Below are 16,564 nucleotides of genomic sequence, written 5' to 3'. Positions count from 1 at the left end.
GCTGCGATGGCATTACGTCGGTTCTGCTTATAGACCGAGGTGTCTGCATCGCAGGCAAGCCAGCTCCCACACAAACCCATTCCCACATTTGTTTCGGTGTTGTTCACGCCATGTCGTAAACGCACCTTTGCGTGGCGTCCGTAGGCATTTGACCTGCTGGCGTCAGCCCTACCATCGCATCAAAGGGCTCTGCACGGGCCTCAACAATACGAAAGGCTGGGAGAGACGCGATGTTCAGCAAACAAGACCAGATCCAGGGATATGACGACGCACTGCTGGCGGCCATGAATGCCGAGGAGCAGCGTCAGGAAGATCATATCGAGCTGATCGCGTCGGAGAACTACACCAGCAAGCGCGTGATGGAAGCCCAGGGCAGCGGCCTCACCAACAAATACGCCGAAGGCTACCCGGGCAAGCGCTACTACGGTGGCTGCGAGCACGTGGACAAGGTCGAAACCCTGGCCATCGAGCGCGCCAAGCAGCTGTTCGGTGCCGATTACGCCAACGTGCAGCCGCACTCCGGCTCGTCCGCCAACAGCGCGGTGTACCTGGCCCTGCTGAACGCCGGTGACACCATCCTCGGCATGAGCCTGGCCCATGGCGGCCACCTGACCCACGGCGCCAAAGTGTCGTCCTCAGGCAAGCTGTACAACGCGGTGCAATACGGCATCAACACCGACACCGGCCTGATCGACTACGACGAAGTCGAACGCCTGGCCGTGGAACACCAGCCGAAGATGGTGGTGGCCGGTTTTTCCGCCTACTCCAAGACCCTGGATTTCCCACGCTTTCGCGCGATTGCCGACAAAGTCGGCGCGCTGTTGTTTGTCGACATGGCCCACGTCGCCGGCCTGGTTGCCGCCGGCCTGTACCCGAACCCGCTGCCGTACGCCGATGTGGTCACCACCACTACCCACAAGACCCTGCGCGGTCCGCGTGGCGGCCTGATCCTGGCCAAGGCCAACGAAGCCATTGAAAAGAAACTCAACGCCGCTGTATTCCCCGGCGCCCAGGGCGGCCCGCTGATGCACGTCATCGCCGGCAAGGCCGTGTGCTTCAAGGAAGCCCAGGAGCCTGGCTTCAAGGTCTACCAGCAACAGGTGATCGACAACGCCCAGGCCATGGCCGAGGTGTTCATCAAGCGCGGCTACGACGTAGTGTCCGGCGGCACCGACAACCACCTGTTCCTCGTCAGCCTGATCCGTCAGGGCCTCACCGGTAAAGAGGCAGACGCTGCTCTCGGACGCGCCCACATCACCGTCAACAAGAACGCCGTGCCGAATGACCCGCAGTCGCCGTTCGTGACCTCGGGCCTGCGCATCGGCACCCCGGCGGTGACCACGCGCGGTTTCAAAGTGCCGCAGTGCATCGAACTGGCGGGCTGGATCTGCGACATCCTCGACAACCTCGGCGACGCCGATGTCGAGGCCAACGTGGCCAAGCACGTGTCTGCCCTGTGCGCTGATTTCCCGGTTTATCGCTGAGCGCGGTTTTGGAGTAATGACTATGCAACGCTACTCAGGCTTCGGCCTCTTCAAGCACTCACTCAGCCACCACGAAAACTGGCAGAAGATGTGGCGCACGCCGACCCCTAAAAAGGTCTACGACGTAGTCATCGTCGGCGGCGGCGGGCATGGTCTGGCGACCGCTTACTACCTGGCCAAGGAGCACGGCATCACCAACGTGGCCGTGGTCGAGAAAGGCTGGCTGGGCGGCGGTAACACCGCGCGCAACACCACCATCGTGCGTTCCAACTACCTGTGGGACGAGTCGGCGCACCTTTACGAACACGCGATGAAACTGTGGGAAGGCCTGTCCCAGGACCTGAACTACAACGTGATGTTCTCGCAGCGCGGCGTGTACAACCTGTGCCACACCCTGCAAGACATCCGTGATTCCGAGCGCCGCGTCAGCGCCAACCGCCTCAACGGCGTGGACGGCGAGCTGCTCAACGCCAAACAGGTAGCGGACGAGATCCCGTACCTCGACTGCTCGAAAAACACCCGCTACCCGGTCCTCGGCGCCACCGTGCAACGTCGCGGCGGCGTGGCCCGCCACGATGCCGTGGCCTGGGGCTTCGCCCGCGCGGCTGACGCGCTCGGTGTGGACTTGATCCAGCAGACCGAAGTGATCGGCTTCCGTAAGGAAAACGGCGTGTGCATTGGCGTGGAAACCAACAAGGGCTTTATCGGCGCCAAGCGCGTCGGTGTGGTCACGGCCGGTAACTCTGGGCACATGGCCTCGCTGGCCGGTTTCCGCCTGCCGATCGAATCCCATCCGCTGCAAGCGTTGGTGTCGGAGCCGATCAAGCCGATTATCGACAGCGTGATCATGTCCAATGCCGTGCACGGTTACATCAGCCAGTCCGACAAGGGCGACCTGGTGATCGGCGCCGGTATCGACGGCTACAACGGCTACGGCCAGCGCGGTTCGTACCCGGTGATCGAGCACACCATCCAGGCCATCGTCGAGATGTTCCCAGTGCTGTCCCGCGTGCGCATGAACCGCCAGTGGGGCGGCATCGTCGACACCACGCCGGATGCGTGCCCGATCATCTCCAAGACACCGGTTCCGAACATGTTCTTCAACTGCGGTTGGGGCACCGGTGGTTTTAAAGCGACTCCGGGCTCAGGCAACGTGTTTGCCGCCAGCCTCGCCAAGGGTGAAATGCACCCGTTGGCTGCACCTTTTTCCATCGACCGTTTCCACAACGGTGCGTTGATCGACGAACACGGCGCTGCGGCCGTCGCCCACTAACAGGAGAAATTCCCTATGTTGCATATCTTCTGTCCTCACTGTGGCGAACTGCGCTCCGAAGAGGAATTCCACGCGTCCGGCCAAGCGCACATCCCGCGCCCGCTGGACCCGAACGCCTGCACCGATGAAGAGTGGGGCGACTACATGTTCTTCCGTGACAACCCGCGCGGCCTGCACCACGAGCTGTGGATTCACGCCGCCGGTTGCCGCCAGTATTTCAACGCCACACGCGACACCGTGACCTACGAAATTCTTGAAACCTACAAGATCGGCACCAAGCCGCAATTCACCGCCAAGGCTGCTGGAGAGAAGGTATGAGCCAGACCAATCGCCTGTCCAACGGTGGCCGGATCGACCGCAATAAAGTCCTCACGTTTACCTTCAACGGCCAGAGCTACAAAGGCTTTGAAGGCGACACACTGGCCGCGGCCTTGCTCGCCAACGGCGTCGACATCATCGGCCGCAGCTTCAAGTATTCGCGCCCACGCGGCATCTTTGCCGCGGGCGCCGAAGAGCCGAACGCGGTGCTGCAGATCGGCGCCACCGAAGCCACCCAGATTCCCAACGTGCGCGCCACGCAACAAGCGCTGTACCAAGGTTTGGTCGCCACCAGCACCAACGGCTGGCCAAACGTGAATACCGACGTGATGGGCATTCTCGGCAAGGTCGGCGGCAAGCTGATGCCACCGGGTTTCTACTACAAAACCTTCATGTACCCGCAATCGTTCTGGATGACGTACGAGAAGTACATCCGTAAGGCGGCTGGCCTTGGCCGCTCGCCGACCGAGAACGACCCGGACACCTACGACAACTTCAACCGTCACTGCGACGTGCTGGTGGTCGGCGCAGGCCCTGCGGGTTTGGCCGCTGCACTGGCTGCTGCGCGCAGCGGTGCACGTGTGATCATCGCCGATGAGCAGGAAGAGTTCGGTGGTTCGCTGCTCGACTCGCGTGAAAGCCTCGATGGCAAACCCGCTACTGATTGGGTTGCCAGCGTGATCGCTGAACTCAAAGCCCTGCCGGACGTGGTGCTGCTGCCCCGCGCTACCGTCAACGGTTATCACGACCATAACTTCCTGACCATCCACGAACGCCTCACCGACCACCTCGGTGACCGTGCGCCGATTGGCGTGGTGCGTCAGCGTATTCACCGTGTGCGTGCCAAGCGTGTCGTCCTCGCGACCGGTGCGTGCGAGCGTCCATTGGTGTACGGCAACAACGACGTGCCGGGCAACATGCTGGCCGGCGCAGTTTCCACCTACGTGCGCCGCTACGGCGTGGCACCGGGCAAGAAACTGGTGCTGTCGACCAACAACGACCACGCCTATCGCGTTGCGCTGGACTGGCTCGACGCCGGCCTGCAAGTGGTGGCCGTGGCCGATGTGCGCCATAACCCACGCGGCGCGCTGGTTGAAGAAGCCCGTGCCAAAGGCATTCGCATCCTCACCGGCAGCGCCGTGATCGAAGCCCGTGGCAGCAAGCATGTGACCGCTGCCCGCGTGGCCGCGATTGATCTGAAAGCACACAAAGTCACCAGCCCAGGCGAATGGCTGGACTGCGACCTGGTGGCCAGCTCCGGCGGCTACAGCCCGGTGGTCCACCTGGCCTCACACCTGGGCGGCAAGCCGACCTGGCGTGAAGATATCCTCGGTTTTGTACCGGGCGAAGCACCGCAGAAACGCGTGTGCGTCGGCGGTATCAACGGTGTCTACGGCCTTGGCGATTCCCTGGCGGATGGTTTTGAAGGCGGCGTGCGCGCGGCCAGCGAAGCCGGTTTTGCGCCGGTGGAAGGCACACTGCCAAAAGCTCTGAGCCGCCTGGAAGAACCGACGCTGGCTGTTTACCAAGTGCCGCACGACAAACCCACCGCACGGGCGCCAAAGCAATTTGTCGACCTGCAAAACGACGTGACTGCCGCCGCCATCGAACTGGCGACCCGCGAAGGTTTCGAGTCGGTTGAGCACGTCAAACGCTACACCGCGCTGGGCTTCGGCACCGACCAGGGCAAGCTGGGTAACGTCAACGGCCTGGCGATTGCCGCGCGCTCGCTGAACGTGACCATCCCGCAGATGGGCACCACCATGTTCCGCCCGAACTACACGCCGGTGACGTTCGGCGCGGTGGCGGGCCGTCACTGTGGGCACATCTTCGAGCCGGTGCGCTACACCGCGCTGCAAGCCTGGCACGTGAAAAACGGCGCCGAGTTTGAGGACGTCGGCCAGTGGAAACGCCCCTGGTATTTCCCGCGCAATGGTGAAGACCTGCACGCCGCAGTAAAACGTGAATGCCTGGCCGTGCGCGACAGCGTTGGTCTGCTCGATGCGTCGACCCTCGGCAAGATCGATATCCAGGGCCCGGATGCCCGCGAGTTCCTCAACCGCATCTACTCCAACGCCTGGACCAAGCTCGATGTGGGCAAGGCGCGCTATGGCCTGATGTGCAAGGAAGACGGCATGGTCTTCGACGACGGCGTAACCGCCTGTCTCGCCGACAACCACTTCCTGATGACCACCACCACTGGCGGCGCCGCCCGTGTGCTGCAATGGCTGGAAATCTACCAACAGACCGAGTGGCCAGACCTCAAGGTGTACTTCACCTCGGTCACCGACCACTGGGCCACCATGACCCTGTCCGGCCCCAACAGCCGCAAGCTGCTGGCCGAAGTGACCGACATCGACCTGGACAAGGACGGCTTCCCGTTCATGACCTGGAAGGAAGGCCTGGTCGGCGGGGTACCGGCTCGCGTGTTCCGGATTTCGTTTACCGGTGAGCTGTCGTACGAAGTCAACGTGCAGGCCGACTACGCCATGGGCGTGCTGGAAAAAATCGTCGAGGCCGGCAAGAAGTACAACCTGACCCCGTACGGCACCGAAACCATGCACGTACTGCGGGCCGAGAAGGGCTTCATCATCGTCGGCCAAGACACCGACGGTTCGATGACCCCGGACGACCTGAACATGGGCTGGTGCGTAGGCCGCACCAAGCCATTCTCGTGGATCGGCTGGCGCGGCATGAACCGTGAAGACTGCGTGCGTGAAGAGCGTAAGCAGCTGGTTGGGCTCAAACCGATCGATCCGACCGTTTGGCTGCCGGAAGGCGCGCAGCTGGTGTTCGATCCGAAGCAGTCGATTCCGATGAAGATGGTGGGTCACGTCACCTCAAGTTATGCGCACAACTCCCTGGGTTATTCGTTTGCCATGGGCGTGGTGAAGGGCGGCTTGAAGCGCGTCGGCGAGCGGGTCTTCTCACCGCAGGCGGATGGCAGTGTGATCGAGGCGGAGATTGTGTCTTCGGTGTTCTTCGACCCGAAAGGCGATCGTCAGAACATCTGATCGACGGCATCGCAGGCAAGCCAGCTTCCACACTTGAATGCATTCACCCTTCAAGAATGTGGGAGGGGGCTTGCCCCCGATGACGTCAGTAGCCGCACAACAGAATTCAGGAAAGGTGCTTTATGACAGCAGCCAACGTTTACCAACAACGCCCCACTACCGGCGCCAAGGCCGAGTCGTCGCTGCACCATGCCGACCTCGCCAGCTTGGTCGGCAAGGGCCGCAAGAACGCCGGTGTGACCGTGCGTGAAAAGAAACTTCTCGGCCACCTGACTATCCGCGGCGACGGCCATGACGCTGCTTTTGCCGCCGGCGTGCACAAGGCTCTCGGTATTGAGCTGCCAGCCGCTTTGACGGTGATCGTCAAAGGCGAAACCAGCCTGCAATGGCTCGGTCCGGATGAGTGGCTTTTGATCGTGCCAAGCGGTGAAGAATTCGCCGCCGAGCAAAACCTGCGTGCCGCCCTGGGTGACCTGCATATCCAGATCGTCAACGTCAGCGGCGGCCAGCAGATCCTTGAGCTCAGCGGCCCGAACGTGCGCGAGGTGCTGATGAAGTCCACCAGCTACGACGTGCACCCCAACAATTTCCCGGTGGGCAAGGCAGTGGGCACGGTGTTCGCCAAGTCGCAACTGGTGATCCGCCACACCGCTGAAGACACCTGGGAGCTGCTGATTCGTCGCAGCTTCTCGGATTACTGGTGGTTGTGGTTGCAGGATGCCTCGGCTGAATTCGGTCTGAGCGTCCAAGCCTGAGGAGTGACCCATGAGCCGCGCACCTGATACATGGATTTTGACCGCCGACTGCCCCAGCGTGCTCGGCACGGTGGACGCGGTCACCCGCTACCTGTTCGAGCAGGGCTGCTACGTTACCGAGCACCACTCGTTCGATGATCGGCTTTCCGGGCGATTTTTTATTCGCGTCGAATTTCGCCAGCCCGACGGTTTTGACGAGCAAGGTTTTCGCGATGGCCTGGCCTCTCGCGGTGAAGCCTTTGGCATGATCTTCGAGCTGACGGCGCCGAACTACCGGCCAAAAGTAGTAATCATGGTCTCAAAGGCCGATCACTGCCTGAACGACCTGCTGTACCGCCAGCGTATCGGTCAACTGTCGATGGACGTGGTGGCGGTGGTGTCCAATCACCCCGATCTGCAACCTTTGGCCGACTGGCACCAGATTCCCTACTACCATTTCCCCCTCGACCCCAACGACAAACCGTCCCAGGAGCGTCAGGTGTGGCAGGTGGTGGAAGACACCGGCGCCGAATTGGTGATCCTTGCGCGCTACATGCAAGTGCTGTCACCGGAGTTGTGCCGCAAGCTGGATGGCAAGGCCATCAATATCCATCACTCGTTGTTGCCGGGGTTCAAGGGCGCCAAGCCGTATCACCAGGCGTACAACAAGGGCGTGAAATTGGTTGGCGCCACGGCGCATTACATCAACAACGACCTGGATGAAGGCCCGATCATTGCCCAGGGTGTGGAGGTGGTGGATCACAGTCACTACCCCGAGGACTTGATTGCCAAGGGGCGTGATATTGAAGGGCTGACACTGGCCCGTGCAGTGGGGTATCACATTGAGCGAAGGGTGTTCTTGAACGCCAATAGAACTGTGGTGCTCTGACTGACGCTATCGCAGGCAAGCCAGCTCCCACATTGGGAGTATGTAAACCCAATCAAATGTGGGAGCCGGGCTTGCCCGCGATGAGGCCCTCACTAGCAACGCAAAAACAGCATCTGTACCCGAGCACTTAAACGCGCTGCCCACCCAACGGGCAACGCGGTTCCATAAAAACAACAGCGAGGTGAAAGCATGTCTGGTAATCGTGGTGTCGTGTATCTCGGCAACGGCAAGGTCGAAGTACAGAAAATCGACTATCCCAAAATGCAGGACCCCCGTGGCAGGAAGATTGAGCACGGCGTCATTCTGCGCGTGGTCTCCACCAATATCTGCGGCTCCGACCAACACATGGTGCGCGGCCGTACCACTGCCCAGACCGGCCTGGTGCTTGGTCATGAAATTACCGGTGAAGTGATCGAGAAGGGCAGCGACGTCGAGAACCTGAAGATCGGCGACCTGGTTTCCGTTCCCTTCAACGTCGCGTGCGGCCGTTGCCGCTCATGCAAAGAACAACACACCGGCGTGTGCCTGACCGTCAACCCGGCCCGTGCCGGTGGCGCCTACGGCTACGTCGACATGGGCGACTGGACCGGCGGCCAGGCTGAATACGTGCTGGTGCCGTACGCCGACTTCAACCTGCTGAAACTGCCGGACCGCGACAAGGCCATGGAGAAAATCCGCGACCTGACGTGCCTCTCCGACATCCTCCCGACCGGCTACCACGGCGCCGTCACTGCCGGTGTTGGCCCTGGCAGCACCGTCTACATCGCCGGCGCTGGTCCGGTCGGCCTGGCCGCTGCCGCTTCTGCACGCCTGTTGGGCGCTGCGGTGGTGATCATCGGCGACGTCAACCCAATCCGCCTGGCCCACGCCAAGGCACAAGGGTTCGAGATTGCCGACCTGTCCACGGACACTCCGCTGCACGAACAGATCGCTGCGCTGCTGGGTGAGCCGGAAGTGGATTGCGCCGTCGACGCCGTAGGCTTCGAAGCGCGCGGCCACGGCCATGAAGGCGTCAAGGCGGAAGCCCCGGCCACCGTACTCAACTCGCTGATGGGCGTAGTGCGCGTGGCGGGCAAGATCGGTATCCCGGGCCTCTACGTAACTGAAGACCCGGGCGCCGTGGATGCCGCTGCGAAAATGGGCAGCCTGAGCATTCGCTTCGGCTTGGGCTGGGCCAAATCCCACAGCTTCCACACCGGCCAGACCCCGGTGATGAAGTACAACCGCGCTCTTATGCAGGCGATCATGTGGGACCGCATCAACATTGCCGAGATCGTGGGCGTGCAGGTGATCAGCCTGGATGACGCGCCACGCGGGTATGGCGAGTTCGATGCGGGTGTGCCGAAGAAGTTTGTGATTGATCCGCATAAGCTGTTCAGCGCGGCATAACGTTCAAGGCTGAAAAAAATGGCGACCCGGAGGTCGCCATTTTTTATGGGTCACTGATGGTTGAAAGTCGCAGATAGGGATCGGCCACCTCACCGTTTTTGATCAGGCGCTTGCCACCGTAGTCGCAATAGACCTTGCCGTTGCGCTCACTGAACTCCTCGGCCTTGAGCGCGTATTCCGGGTCCAGATAGTCGTCCTTGGTGGCTGCCGTTTGCCCTGTCCACGCCTTGTCGTTGGTCGTGGCAGTGTACTGACAACCCTTGCCATAGGGCGCCGGAAGGTCAGGGTCTGTATAGGGTTTGGATTGAAGGTCGCGAGTGGCCGGGCATTGGTCGAGGCCCGTGGCCTGGTGCGGTGAGGCCTGGTCTCGCGTGCGAGAATGCAGGTTGTTGATTGCGCTGAAGACAGCATAAAAATTGGGTATCAATCCGATCATGATCGTTACAGCTCCTTGTTTTGTGGCCGAGCCTCTCCGTTGAAAGTGAATGGGAAGGCTGCCTTGAGTGGGCTGTCTGGATGGATGAGTTCCGCCACAACCTGGTCCGCTGACTGTGGGTTTGTGGGCGGTAACTGTAGGAATGTCTCGGTAGCGTTTTTCACCGATGCGTAAATGAGCACTTGGCAACTTCCATGGCTTCGCAATACGTGCCTTTCCAATCGCCTATCGGGAGAAGGTTCCAATGGAAGACAGGTTTGAGCGTGACCGAAAAGCTCGCGTCGTTGTTCATTGGCCCTTTGTAGGTGCAGGTGACGGATTGGTCGGTTGCATCGTAGCGGGCATCGTGAAACGTCGAATCAATAAGGTACGACGCTGTCGCCTGCGGGTTTGCGCCTACCCAGGTGCGACCATCGGGATATGACGCTTCATAGCGGTAACCTCCATTGGCCATCTCCGTTTGTTTGATGTCTTGGATCGGCGGGCAGGTGGAAGTCGCCGCGTGGGTACTGTCCATCAGTGACACCATGGCTAACACGCCTGCAAGCAGTGCACTTTTCATAGCCCACCTCCTGTGGGGCGTGGAAGGCCCTATGCTGCAGGTGGTGTGCGGGCGGCAGCTACTGTTAGAAGTGACAGTGATTTAGAAGAAATCGAGATTAAGGTGCGGTTTTTTATTGCCAGATATGAAAAAACGACGCGCGTACAGGTGATCAGCCTGGATGACGCACTACATGGTTTGCGTGTCAGCGATTGGCCAGAGCGCCTTGGTACACCGTCGGGCCGGTTGGCTGCTTGCTCAACGATCCACCCTTGGTCTCCGAGCTCACCATCAATTCCACTGGCTTGCGAATGCTGGCTTGCTGGCGTGGGTTCAATCCAATGATGCCCTTGCCATCTTCCGGTAACAGCCCCAGGGAAACCGGTGCGCCGTCTTCTGGCATGGCCCACAGTTCCAGGCTTCGGTCGGGTTCAGGCGCCGCCGCGGCAATGGGTTCAACTTCGAGGTAATCCTTGTGCGCCATGACCTGCGCTGCTGGCTGCTGGGTGGTGGTCACCAGGGTCGCGGCGGATTTGACGGTGTCCTGAGTGTAGAGCGCGCCGCCGAGCCCGGTGACGATGGCCACGCACACGCCGATGAACACGCGCGGGCGGCTCCAGAACGGGGGTTTTTGTTCAATCACTTGGGGGCGGCTGGCGCTCATACGGCTGTTCCTGGCATTTTTTGAATTCATTCCATGGACTGCCACCCTGCCATTGGGTTCCTCGGCCGGCCCGGAACAATGGGCTGGATGCCCAGTCAAACGCCTGCTTTCACCCCTACACCCAGAGGTTGTTTCGATGAAGATTTCACGCGGTTTCGCCCTTTCCTGCCTGATGACCCTGGCAGCCGGCCCGGTGCTCGCCGCAGGTTTCAGCCTTGGCGACGCGGCCAATGCCATTTCCGGTATGCAGGGTGGCAACAACAAGGCTGCCGCTGCCGCACCGTCTTCCGAGACGGCCGGTTTGCTGAGTGCATTGACCTCTCAACTGAACATCACCCCCGAACAAGCGGTCGGCGGCACTGGCGCCATGCTGGGCCTGGCCAAGAACAAGCTGAGCGGGAATGACTACTCGCAACTGGGCAATAGTGTGCCGGGCCTCGACCAGTTGTCGGGCAACAACGCATTGGGCAGCCTCGGGGCCTTGAGCGGGATGCTCGGCCAGGCCGGTGGCAGCAAGACCAGTGGCCTCGACGGCCTGCTGGGTAACGTGAAGAACACCAATGACCTGAACACCGCGTTCAGCGCCCTGGGCATGGACAGCGGCATGGTTAGCCAGTTTGCGCCGGTAATCCTGCAATACCTCGGCGGGCAGGGTGCCAACAGTTCCTTGCTGGGCAAGTTGGCCCAGGCGTGGGGTACTGGCAGCTAACGACTTTGTGCGCGCAGTTGTTCGATGCGCGCATCCTTCTCCTTCCAGAGCTGGTTTACCCAGTTCTGGACGGTCTGGCGAAAGGCCGGATCGTTCTCGTAATCCCCTTGCCACAATGCCGGGTCCAGCTCACGGGTACGGATATCGATGATCACCTTTGGCACTGCGCCACTGATCAAATCCCAGAACCCAGGGATTTTTTGCTGCGGATAGACAACCGTCACGTCGAGTACCGCATCCAGCTGTTCTCCCAGGGCTGCCAGCACAAACGCCACGCCACCCGCCTTGGGTTTGAGTAGCCGGGTAAACGGCGAATCCTGTTGCCTACGCTTGGCTTCGGTGAACCGCGTGCCTTCCAGATAATTGACCACCGTCACTGGCTGGCGCTTGAACAGCTCGCAAGCCTCTTTGGTGATCTTTAAATCCTGCCCGGCCAGTTCCGGGTGCTTGGCGAGGAATGCCTTGGTGTAGCGCTTCATGAACGGATAATCCAGCGCCCACCAGGCCAGGCCGAGGAAGGGCACCCAGATCAGCTCTTTTTTCAGGAAGAATTTGAAGAACGGCGTGCGACGGTTGAGGGCTTGGATCAGCGCCGGAATATCCACCCAGGATTGGTGGTTGCTGATGACCAGGTAGGAGGTATCACCGCGCAGGTCTGCGCCACCGCGAATGTCCCATTGGGTCGGGATGCACAGCGCGAAGATCAGCTTGTCGATCTCGGCCCAGGTTTCGGCGATCCACATGACCGCCCACGACATGGCGTCACGAGCGCGACCAGGGGCCGCCACCTTGAGCAGGGCAAACACCATCAGCGGGCCGATCAGGACCAGGGTGTTGAGCAATAACAGCAATGAGACAAAACAGCCGGTGAGCAGGCGGCGCATAAGCAACTCTTGCAATCGTGTGGGCGGGTCATGATAAGCAGCTTGAGTCTAGAGGCCAAATCGCAAATGGCCGGACGAATGTTTCACAATGTGCCGGGTATGCTGGGACGAGCTAACTAAGTGCTGCCTTTGCGGTCTAGAATCCGCCTACTTCTTTCCGAGGAAATCACTTCGTGAAACTGCTCCTTGCCTCCCTCGCCCTGGCTGCCCTGCCTGTCATGGCCGCCGAACCGACCCTTTACGGTCGCTACGAATACATCCAATTGCCGGAGATCGGCGAAACCTTCAAGGCCAAGATGGACACCGGCGCGTTGACCGCCTCGCTGTCGGCGCGTGATATCGAAACCTTCACCCGTGATGGCGACGACTGGGTGCGCTTCCGCCTCGGCGGCAAGGATGCCTCCAACAAAGTCTACGAACACAAAGTCTCGCGCATCAGCAAGATCAAGAGCCGCGCCGACGAAGACGAGGACAAGGATGAAGCCAGCGTGGCCAAGCGCCCGGTGATCGACTTGGAAATGTGCCTGGGCAACGTCAAGCGTACCGTCGAGGTTAACCTCACCGACCGCAGCAGCTTCAACTACCCGTTGCTGATCGGTGCCAAGGCCCTGCGTGAATTCGGCGCTGCGGTAAATCCGGCCCGTCGTTACACTGCTGACAAACCGGACTGCTGACGGAACACCATGGCGCATATCCTGATTGTCGAAGACGAAGCGGCGATAGCCGACACGCTGATATTCGCCCTGCAAGGCGAGGGCTTTACCACCACCTGGCTGAGCCTTGGCCAGGAGGCGCTGGCCCACCAGCGCCAGACGCCGGCTGACCTAGTCATCCTCGACATCGGCCTGCCGGACATCACGGGGTTCGAAACCTGCAAGCAACTGCGTCGCTTCAGTGAAGTACCGGTGATGTTTCTCAGCGCGCGGGATGGCGAGATCGACCGCGTGGTGGGGCTGGAGATCGGCGCCGACGATTATGTGGTCAAGCCCTTCAGCCCTCGGGAGGTGACCGCGCGGGTCAGGGCGATCCTCAAGCGGATTGGCCCAGGGGCTGCGCCCACGGTGTTCCAGGTTGATCTGGAACGCATGCAGATTGCTTATCGCGGCCAGCCCTTGAGCCTGACGCGCCATGAATTCCGCCTGCTGCAGAGCTTGCTGGAACAACCTGAGCGTGTCTTCAGCCGCGAGCAATTATTGGACGCGGTCGGTGTGGCGGCGGATGCCGGCTACGAGCGCAATATCGACAGCCATATCAAAAGTCTGCGCAGCAAATTGCGCAGCGTGGCTGCCGATGCCGAGCCGATCCAGACCCATCGCGGCCTCGGCTACAGCTACAGCCCGAGCAATAGCTGATGCGCCTGGGGCTGCGAATTTTCCTGGTGTATGCGCTGTTTATCGGCCTCACCGGCTACTTCGTGCTCAGCACTGTCATGAAGGAAATCCGCCCCGGTGTGCGCCAGTCCACCGAAGAAACCCTGGTGGACACCGCCAACCTGCTGGCCGAGATACTGCGCGATGACGTCAAGAACGGCACCCTCGGCCAAAGCCACTGGCCGGCCTTGCTCAAGGCCTACGGCAGTCGCCAGCCGGGCGCGACCATCTGGGGTCTGCCGAAAAACCAGGTCAACCACCGCATCTATGTGACCGACGCCAAGGGCACCGTGTTGCTCGACTCCACGGGCGACGCGGTGGGCCAGGACTATTCCAAGTGGAACGACGTGTACCTGACCCTGCGCGGTGAATACGGCGCCCGGTCCACTCGCAGCGCAGCGGATGACGCCACCTCATCGGTGATGCACGTGGGCGCGCCGATCCGTGACAACGGCCAGATCATCGGCGTGGTCACCGTGGCCAAACCGAACAGCTCATTGCAGCCCTATGTCGACCGCACCGAGCGGCGCCTGCTGTGGTACGGCGCGGGCCTGGTGATTCTGGGTCTGCTGCTGGGCGCACTGCTGTCGTGGTGGTTGAGCGCCGCGCTGCGCCGGTTGACGGCTTATGCCGAAGCGGTCAGCGAAGGCCGGCGTGCCGAGTTGCCGCATTATAGGGGCGGCGAACTCAAGCAGTTATCCACTGCCGTGGAGCACATGCGTACGCAGTTGGAGGGCAAGGCCTATGTCGAACATTACGTGCACACCCTGACCCACGAATTGAAAAGCCCGTTGGCGGCGATACGCGGCGCGGCGGAGTTGTTGCAGGGCGATATGACCCGCGAACAACAACAGCGTTTTGTCGGCAACATCGACAGCGAAAGTGCGCGCCTGCAGCAGTTGATCGAGCGCTTGCTGAACCTGGCGCAAGTCGAGCAACGCCAAGGCCTGGAAGAGCAGGCGAGTATCCCGTTGGCCGCGATGGTCGATGAGGTCATCAAGGCCCAATGCGCGCGCATTGAAGGCGCCCAATTGTGCGTTGAACAGACGATTGCGGCGGATGTGCAGGTGTGTGGCGAGCCCTTCCTGCTGCGTCAGGCCTTGGGCAATCTGCTGGACAACGCCCTGGACTTCACACCGCCCGGTGGCCAGTTGAAATTCAGCGCGCAGACGCGTCACAACGACGTGCAGGTGAGTCTGTTCAACCAGGCCGCGCCGATTCCCGACTACGCGCTGCCACGCTTGAGCGAGCGTTTCTACTCACTGCCACGCCCGGCCAGCGGGCGCAAAAGCACCGGCCTGGGCCTCAACTTTGTCGAGGAAGTGATGAAGCTGCACGGCGGCGCGTTGCAGATCGGCAATGTGCAAGGCGGCGTGCAAGTGGTGCTGCATCTCCACACAGTCTCCACATTGCCCACATAAATCCCCCACACAGGCTGCCCAGACTCTCCCCATCAAAACAGGGAGAGACCCATGAACCGCAGCCTGCTTTTCAAACTTGGCGCGATTGCGCTACTGATCCTGCTGTTGCTGATTCCGTTGCTGATGATCAACGGCATCATCAGTGACCGCCAGCAATTGCGCGACGGCGTACTGATGGACATCGCCCGCAGCTCCAGCTATGCCCAGCGTCTCACCGGCCCGGTGATGGTGGTGCCGTATCGCAAGACCGTGCGCGAGTGGAAGCTCAATGAAAAGCTCAACAAGCGCTACGAAGTCACCCGCGAAGAGCGTGGTCGTCTGTATTTCCTGCCGGATCGTTTTGAGCTCGACGGCAAAGTGCAGACCGAACTGCGTGCGCGGGGCATCTACCAGGCGCGGCTGTTCCATGCCGATAACCGCGTCAGCGGGCGTTTCGAGCTGCCTGCGCAGTTGGGGATCACCGAGAACTTTGCCGATTACCGTTTTGAACCGGCATTTCTGGCGGTGGGTATCAGCGATATTCGCGGCATTGAAAACGCATTGAAGCTTGAGCTGGGCAGCCAGCAGCTGGAGTTCGAACCGGGCTCCCAGGTCGACTGGCTCGGTGAGGGCGTGCACGTGGCGCTGCCGGAGCAGGACACTAAAAAGCCCTACGTGGTGGATTTCGCCTTTGACCTACGCCTGCAAGGCACCGAGCAACTGCAAGTGGTGCCGGTGGGCAAGACCAGCCAAGTGTCACTCGCGTCCAACTGGCCGCACCCAAGCTTTATCGGCAACTTCCTGCCGGCGCAACGCGAGATCAGCGACAAAGGCTTTAGCGCCAACTGGCAGACTTCATTCTTCTCCACCAACCTCGAGCAAGCCCTGCAGACCTGCCTGGACGGGCAAGGCTGTGACGACTTCAACAACCGCAGCTTCGGCGTCAACTTCATCGACCCGGTGGACCAGTACCTCAAGAGCGACCGTGCGATCAAATACGCGTTGCTGTTTATCGCCCTGACCTTTGCCGGTTTCTTCCTGTTCGAAGTGCTCAAGAGCCTGGCGGTGCACCCGATCCAGTACGCCTTGGTGGGCTTTGCGCTGGCGTTTTTCTACCTGCTGCTGTTGTCGTTGTCCGAGCACATAGGCTTCGCCATGGCCTACCTCATCTCCGCCAGTGCCTGTGTGTTGTTGATTGGTTTCTACGTGTGCCATGTGCTGCGCAGCGTGGCCCATGGGTTGGGTTTCTCGGCGGGGTTGGCGGCGTTGTATGGCTTGTTGTACGGGCTGTTGAGTGCCGAAGATTATGCGTTGCTGATGGGGTCGTTGCTGCTGTTCGGCTTGTTGGGCACGGTGATGGTGCTGACGCGCAAACTGGATTGGTATGGCGTGGGCAAGCGCAAAGCGGCCGAGCCACTGCAGTTTGACCTGGAGGCAGTGCAATGATCGGGTTGCGAGA

The 16,564-nt window shown here is 60.8% G+C and carries 16 protein-coding genes; 12 read left to right on the top strand and 4 right to left on the bottom strand.

Going from position 1 to position 16,564, the window contains the following annotated elements; all coding sequences use genetic code 11:
• The first annotated feature begins 230 nt into the window (after positions 1-230).
• The 7 genes from glyA to fdhA all read left to right on the top strand — a co-directional run bounded on the left by glyA (position 231) and on the right by fdhA (position 9,101).
• A complete protein-coding gene (gene glyA / locus HU722_RS27255; protein ID WP_065871850.1) occupies positions 231-1,484 on the top strand; it encodes a serine hydroxymethyltransferase in 1,254 nt (417 codons plus the stop codon).
• Positions 1,485-1,506: 22 nt separating this feature from the next.
• A complete protein-coding gene (locus tag HU722_RS27250; RefSeq protein WP_010207084.1) occupies positions 1,507-2,757 on the top strand; it encodes a sarcosine oxidase subunit beta in 1,251 nt (416 codons plus the stop codon).
• 15 nt (positions 2,758-2,772) lie between these two features.
• Positions 2,773-3,075: a sarcosine oxidase subunit delta gene (locus tag HU722_RS27245; protein ID WP_065880153.1), complete on the top strand. Its 303-nt coding sequence runs from the start codon at positions 2,773-2,775 to the stop codon at positions 3,073-3,075.
• Complete coding sequence (locus HU722_RS27240; protein WP_065891363.1) at positions 3,072-6,089, top strand: sarcosine oxidase subunit alpha; 3,018 nt, start codon at positions 3,072-3,074, stop codon at positions 6,087-6,089. Before HU722_RS27245 ends, HU722_RS27240 begins: the two co-directional genes overlap by 4 nt.
• Positions 6,090-6,211: 122 nt before the next feature.
• Entirely contained in the window at positions 6,212-6,844 is a 633-nt protein-coding gene (locus tag HU722_RS27235) for a sarcosine oxidase subunit gamma (RefSeq protein ID WP_065891364.1), read from the top strand.
• 10 nt (positions 6,845-6,854) lie between these two features.
• Positions 6,855-7,712, top strand: a complete 858-nt coding sequence (gene purU / locus HU722_RS27230) for a formyltetrahydrofolate deformylase (RefSeq protein ID WP_065871846.1) — start codon at positions 6,855-6,857, stop codon at positions 7,710-7,712.
• Between the two features lie 189 nt (positions 7,713-7,901).
• On the top strand, positions 7,902-9,101 hold the full coding sequence (gene fdhA / locus HU722_RS27225) for a formaldehyde dehydrogenase, glutathione-independent (protein ID WP_049711206.1): 1,200 nt from the start codon (positions 7,902-7,904) through the stop codon (positions 9,099-9,101).
• Between the two features lie 43 nt (positions 9,102-9,144).
• Here fdhA and HU722_RS27220 read toward each other — a convergent pair whose 3' ends face one another.
• The 3 genes from HU722_RS27220 to HU722_RS27210 all read right to left on the bottom strand — a co-directional run bounded on the left by HU722_RS27220 (position 9,145) and on the right by HU722_RS27210 (position 10,742).
• A complete protein-coding gene (locus HU722_RS27220; protein WP_065891365.1) occupies positions 9,145-9,537 on the bottom strand; it encodes a hypothetical protein in 393 nt (130 codons plus the stop codon).
• Between the two features lie 160 nt (positions 9,538-9,697).
• The gene (locus HU722_RS27215; protein WP_065871844.1) at positions 9,698-10,099 is read right to left on the bottom strand and encodes a DUF3757 domain-containing protein; all 402 of its coding nucleotides are present in this window, start codon (positions 10,097-10,099) and stop codon (positions 9,698-9,700) included.
• Positions 10,100-10,283: 184 nt separating this feature from the next.
• Positions 10,284-10,742: an anti-sigma factor domain-containing protein gene (locus tag HU722_RS27210; protein WP_065871843.1), complete on the bottom strand. Its 459-nt coding sequence runs from the start codon at positions 10,740-10,742 to the stop codon at positions 10,284-10,286.
• Between the two features lie 136 nt (positions 10,743-10,878).
• On the opposite strand from HU722_RS27210, the gene HU722_RS27205 reads away from it, so the two are divergent.
• Positions 10,879-11,451 (top strand): DUF2780 domain-containing protein, encoded by a 573-nt coding sequence (locus tag HU722_RS27205; protein ID WP_065871842.1) that lies wholly within the window; start codon positions 10,879-10,881, stop codon positions 11,449-11,451.
• Here the strand turns inward: HU722_RS27205 and yihG are convergent.
• Positions 11,448-12,335, bottom strand: a complete 888-nt coding sequence (gene yihG, locus HU722_RS27200; RefSeq protein WP_065871841.1) for a 1-acylglycerol-3-phosphate O-acyltransferase, YihG family — start codon at positions 12,333-12,335, stop codon at positions 11,448-11,450. The genes HU722_RS27205 and yihG overlap by 4 nt on opposite strands.
• 173 nt (positions 12,336-12,508) lie before the next feature.
• Between yihG and rloA2 the strand changes: the two genes are divergently transcribed.
• From rloA2 to creD, 4 genes are read left to right on the top strand one after another with little or no spacing between them, the layout of a single operon-like run.
• Positions 12,509-13,009, top strand: a complete 501-nt coding sequence (gene rloA2, locus HU722_RS27195; protein WP_065880150.1) for a retropepsin-like aspartic peptidase RloA2 — start codon at positions 12,509-12,511, stop codon at positions 13,007-13,009.
• A 9-nt stretch (positions 13,010-13,018) separates the two neighbouring features.
• The gene (creB, locus tag HU722_RS27190; protein WP_065871839.1) at positions 13,019-13,687 is read left to right on the top strand and encodes a two-component system response regulator CreB; all 669 of its coding nucleotides are present in this window, start codon (positions 13,019-13,021) and stop codon (positions 13,685-13,687) included.
• Positions 13,687-15,126, top strand: a complete 1,440-nt coding sequence (gene creC, locus HU722_RS27185) for a two-component system sensor histidine kinase CreC (protein ID WP_065891366.1) — start codon at positions 13,687-13,689, stop codon at positions 15,124-15,126. The genes creB and creC overlap by 1 nt, the downstream gene beginning before the upstream one ends.
• A gap of 51 nt (positions 15,127-15,177) precedes the next feature.
• Entirely contained in the window at positions 15,178-16,551 is a 1,374-nt protein-coding gene (gene creD, locus HU722_RS27180; RefSeq protein ID WP_065880148.1) for a cell envelope integrity protein CreD, read from the top strand.
• Positions 16,552-16,564 lie beyond the last annotated feature (13 nt).

The organism is Pseudomonas tritici, from assembly GCF_014268275.3.
Lineage (GTDB): Bacteria > Pseudomonadota > Gammaproteobacteria > Pseudomonadales > Pseudomonadaceae > Aquipseudomonas > Aquipseudomonas tritici.
This window is presented reverse-complemented; position numbering and strand designations above follow the sequence as displayed.

Coding starts and splice junctions, on each gene's coding strand:
- HU722_RS27235 (WP_065891364.1), top strand. CDS start 6,212: ATGACAGCAGCCAACGTTTACCAACAACGCCCCACTACCGGCGCCAAG.
- creD (WP_065880148.1), top strand. CDS start 15,178: ATGAACCGCAGCCTGCTTTTCAAACTTGGCGCGATTGCGCTACTGATC.
- creC (WP_065891366.1), top strand. CDS start 13,687: ATGCGCCTGGGGCTGCGAATTTTCCTGGTGTATGCGCTGTTTATCGGC.
- HU722_RS27210 (WP_065871843.1), bottom strand. CDS start 10,742: ATGAGCGCCAGCCGCCCCCAAGTGATTGAACAAAAACCCCCGTTCTGG.
- HU722_RS27205 (WP_065871842.1), top strand. CDS start 10,879: ATGAAGATTTCACGCGGTTTCGCCCTTTCCTGCCTGATGACCCTGGCA.
- purU (WP_065871846.1), top strand. CDS start 6,855: ATGAGCCGCGCACCTGATACATGGATTTTGACCGCCGACTGCCCCAGC.
- fdhA (WP_049711206.1), top strand. CDS start 7,902: ATGTCTGGTAATCGTGGTGTCGTGTATCTCGGCAACGGCAAGGTCGAA.
- creB (WP_065871839.1), top strand. CDS start 13,019: ATGGCGCATATCCTGATTGTCGAAGACGAAGCGGCGATAGCCGACACG.
- glyA (WP_065871850.1), top strand. CDS start 231: ATGTTCAGCAAACAAGACCAGATCCAGGGATATGACGACGCACTGCTG.
- HU722_RS27250 (WP_010207084.1), top strand. CDS start 1,507: ATGCAACGCTACTCAGGCTTCGGCCTCTTCAAGCACTCACTCAGCCAC.
- HU722_RS27215 (WP_065871844.1), bottom strand. CDS start 10,099: ATGAAAAGTGCACTGCTTGCAGGCGTGTTAGCCATGGTGTCACTGATG.
- HU722_RS27240 (WP_065891363.1), top strand. CDS start 3,072: ATGAGCCAGACCAATCGCCTGTCCAACGGTGGCCGGATCGACCGCAAT.
- HU722_RS27245 (WP_065880153.1), top strand. CDS start 2,773: ATGTTGCATATCTTCTGTCCTCACTGTGGCGAACTGCGCTCCGAAGAG.
- yihG (WP_065871841.1), bottom strand. CDS start 12,335: ATGCGCCGCCTGCTCACCGGCTGTTTTGTCTCATTGCTGTTATTGCTC.
- HU722_RS27220 (WP_065891365.1), bottom strand. CDS start 9,537: ATGATCGGATTGATACCCAATTTTTATGCTGTCTTCAGCGCAATCAAC.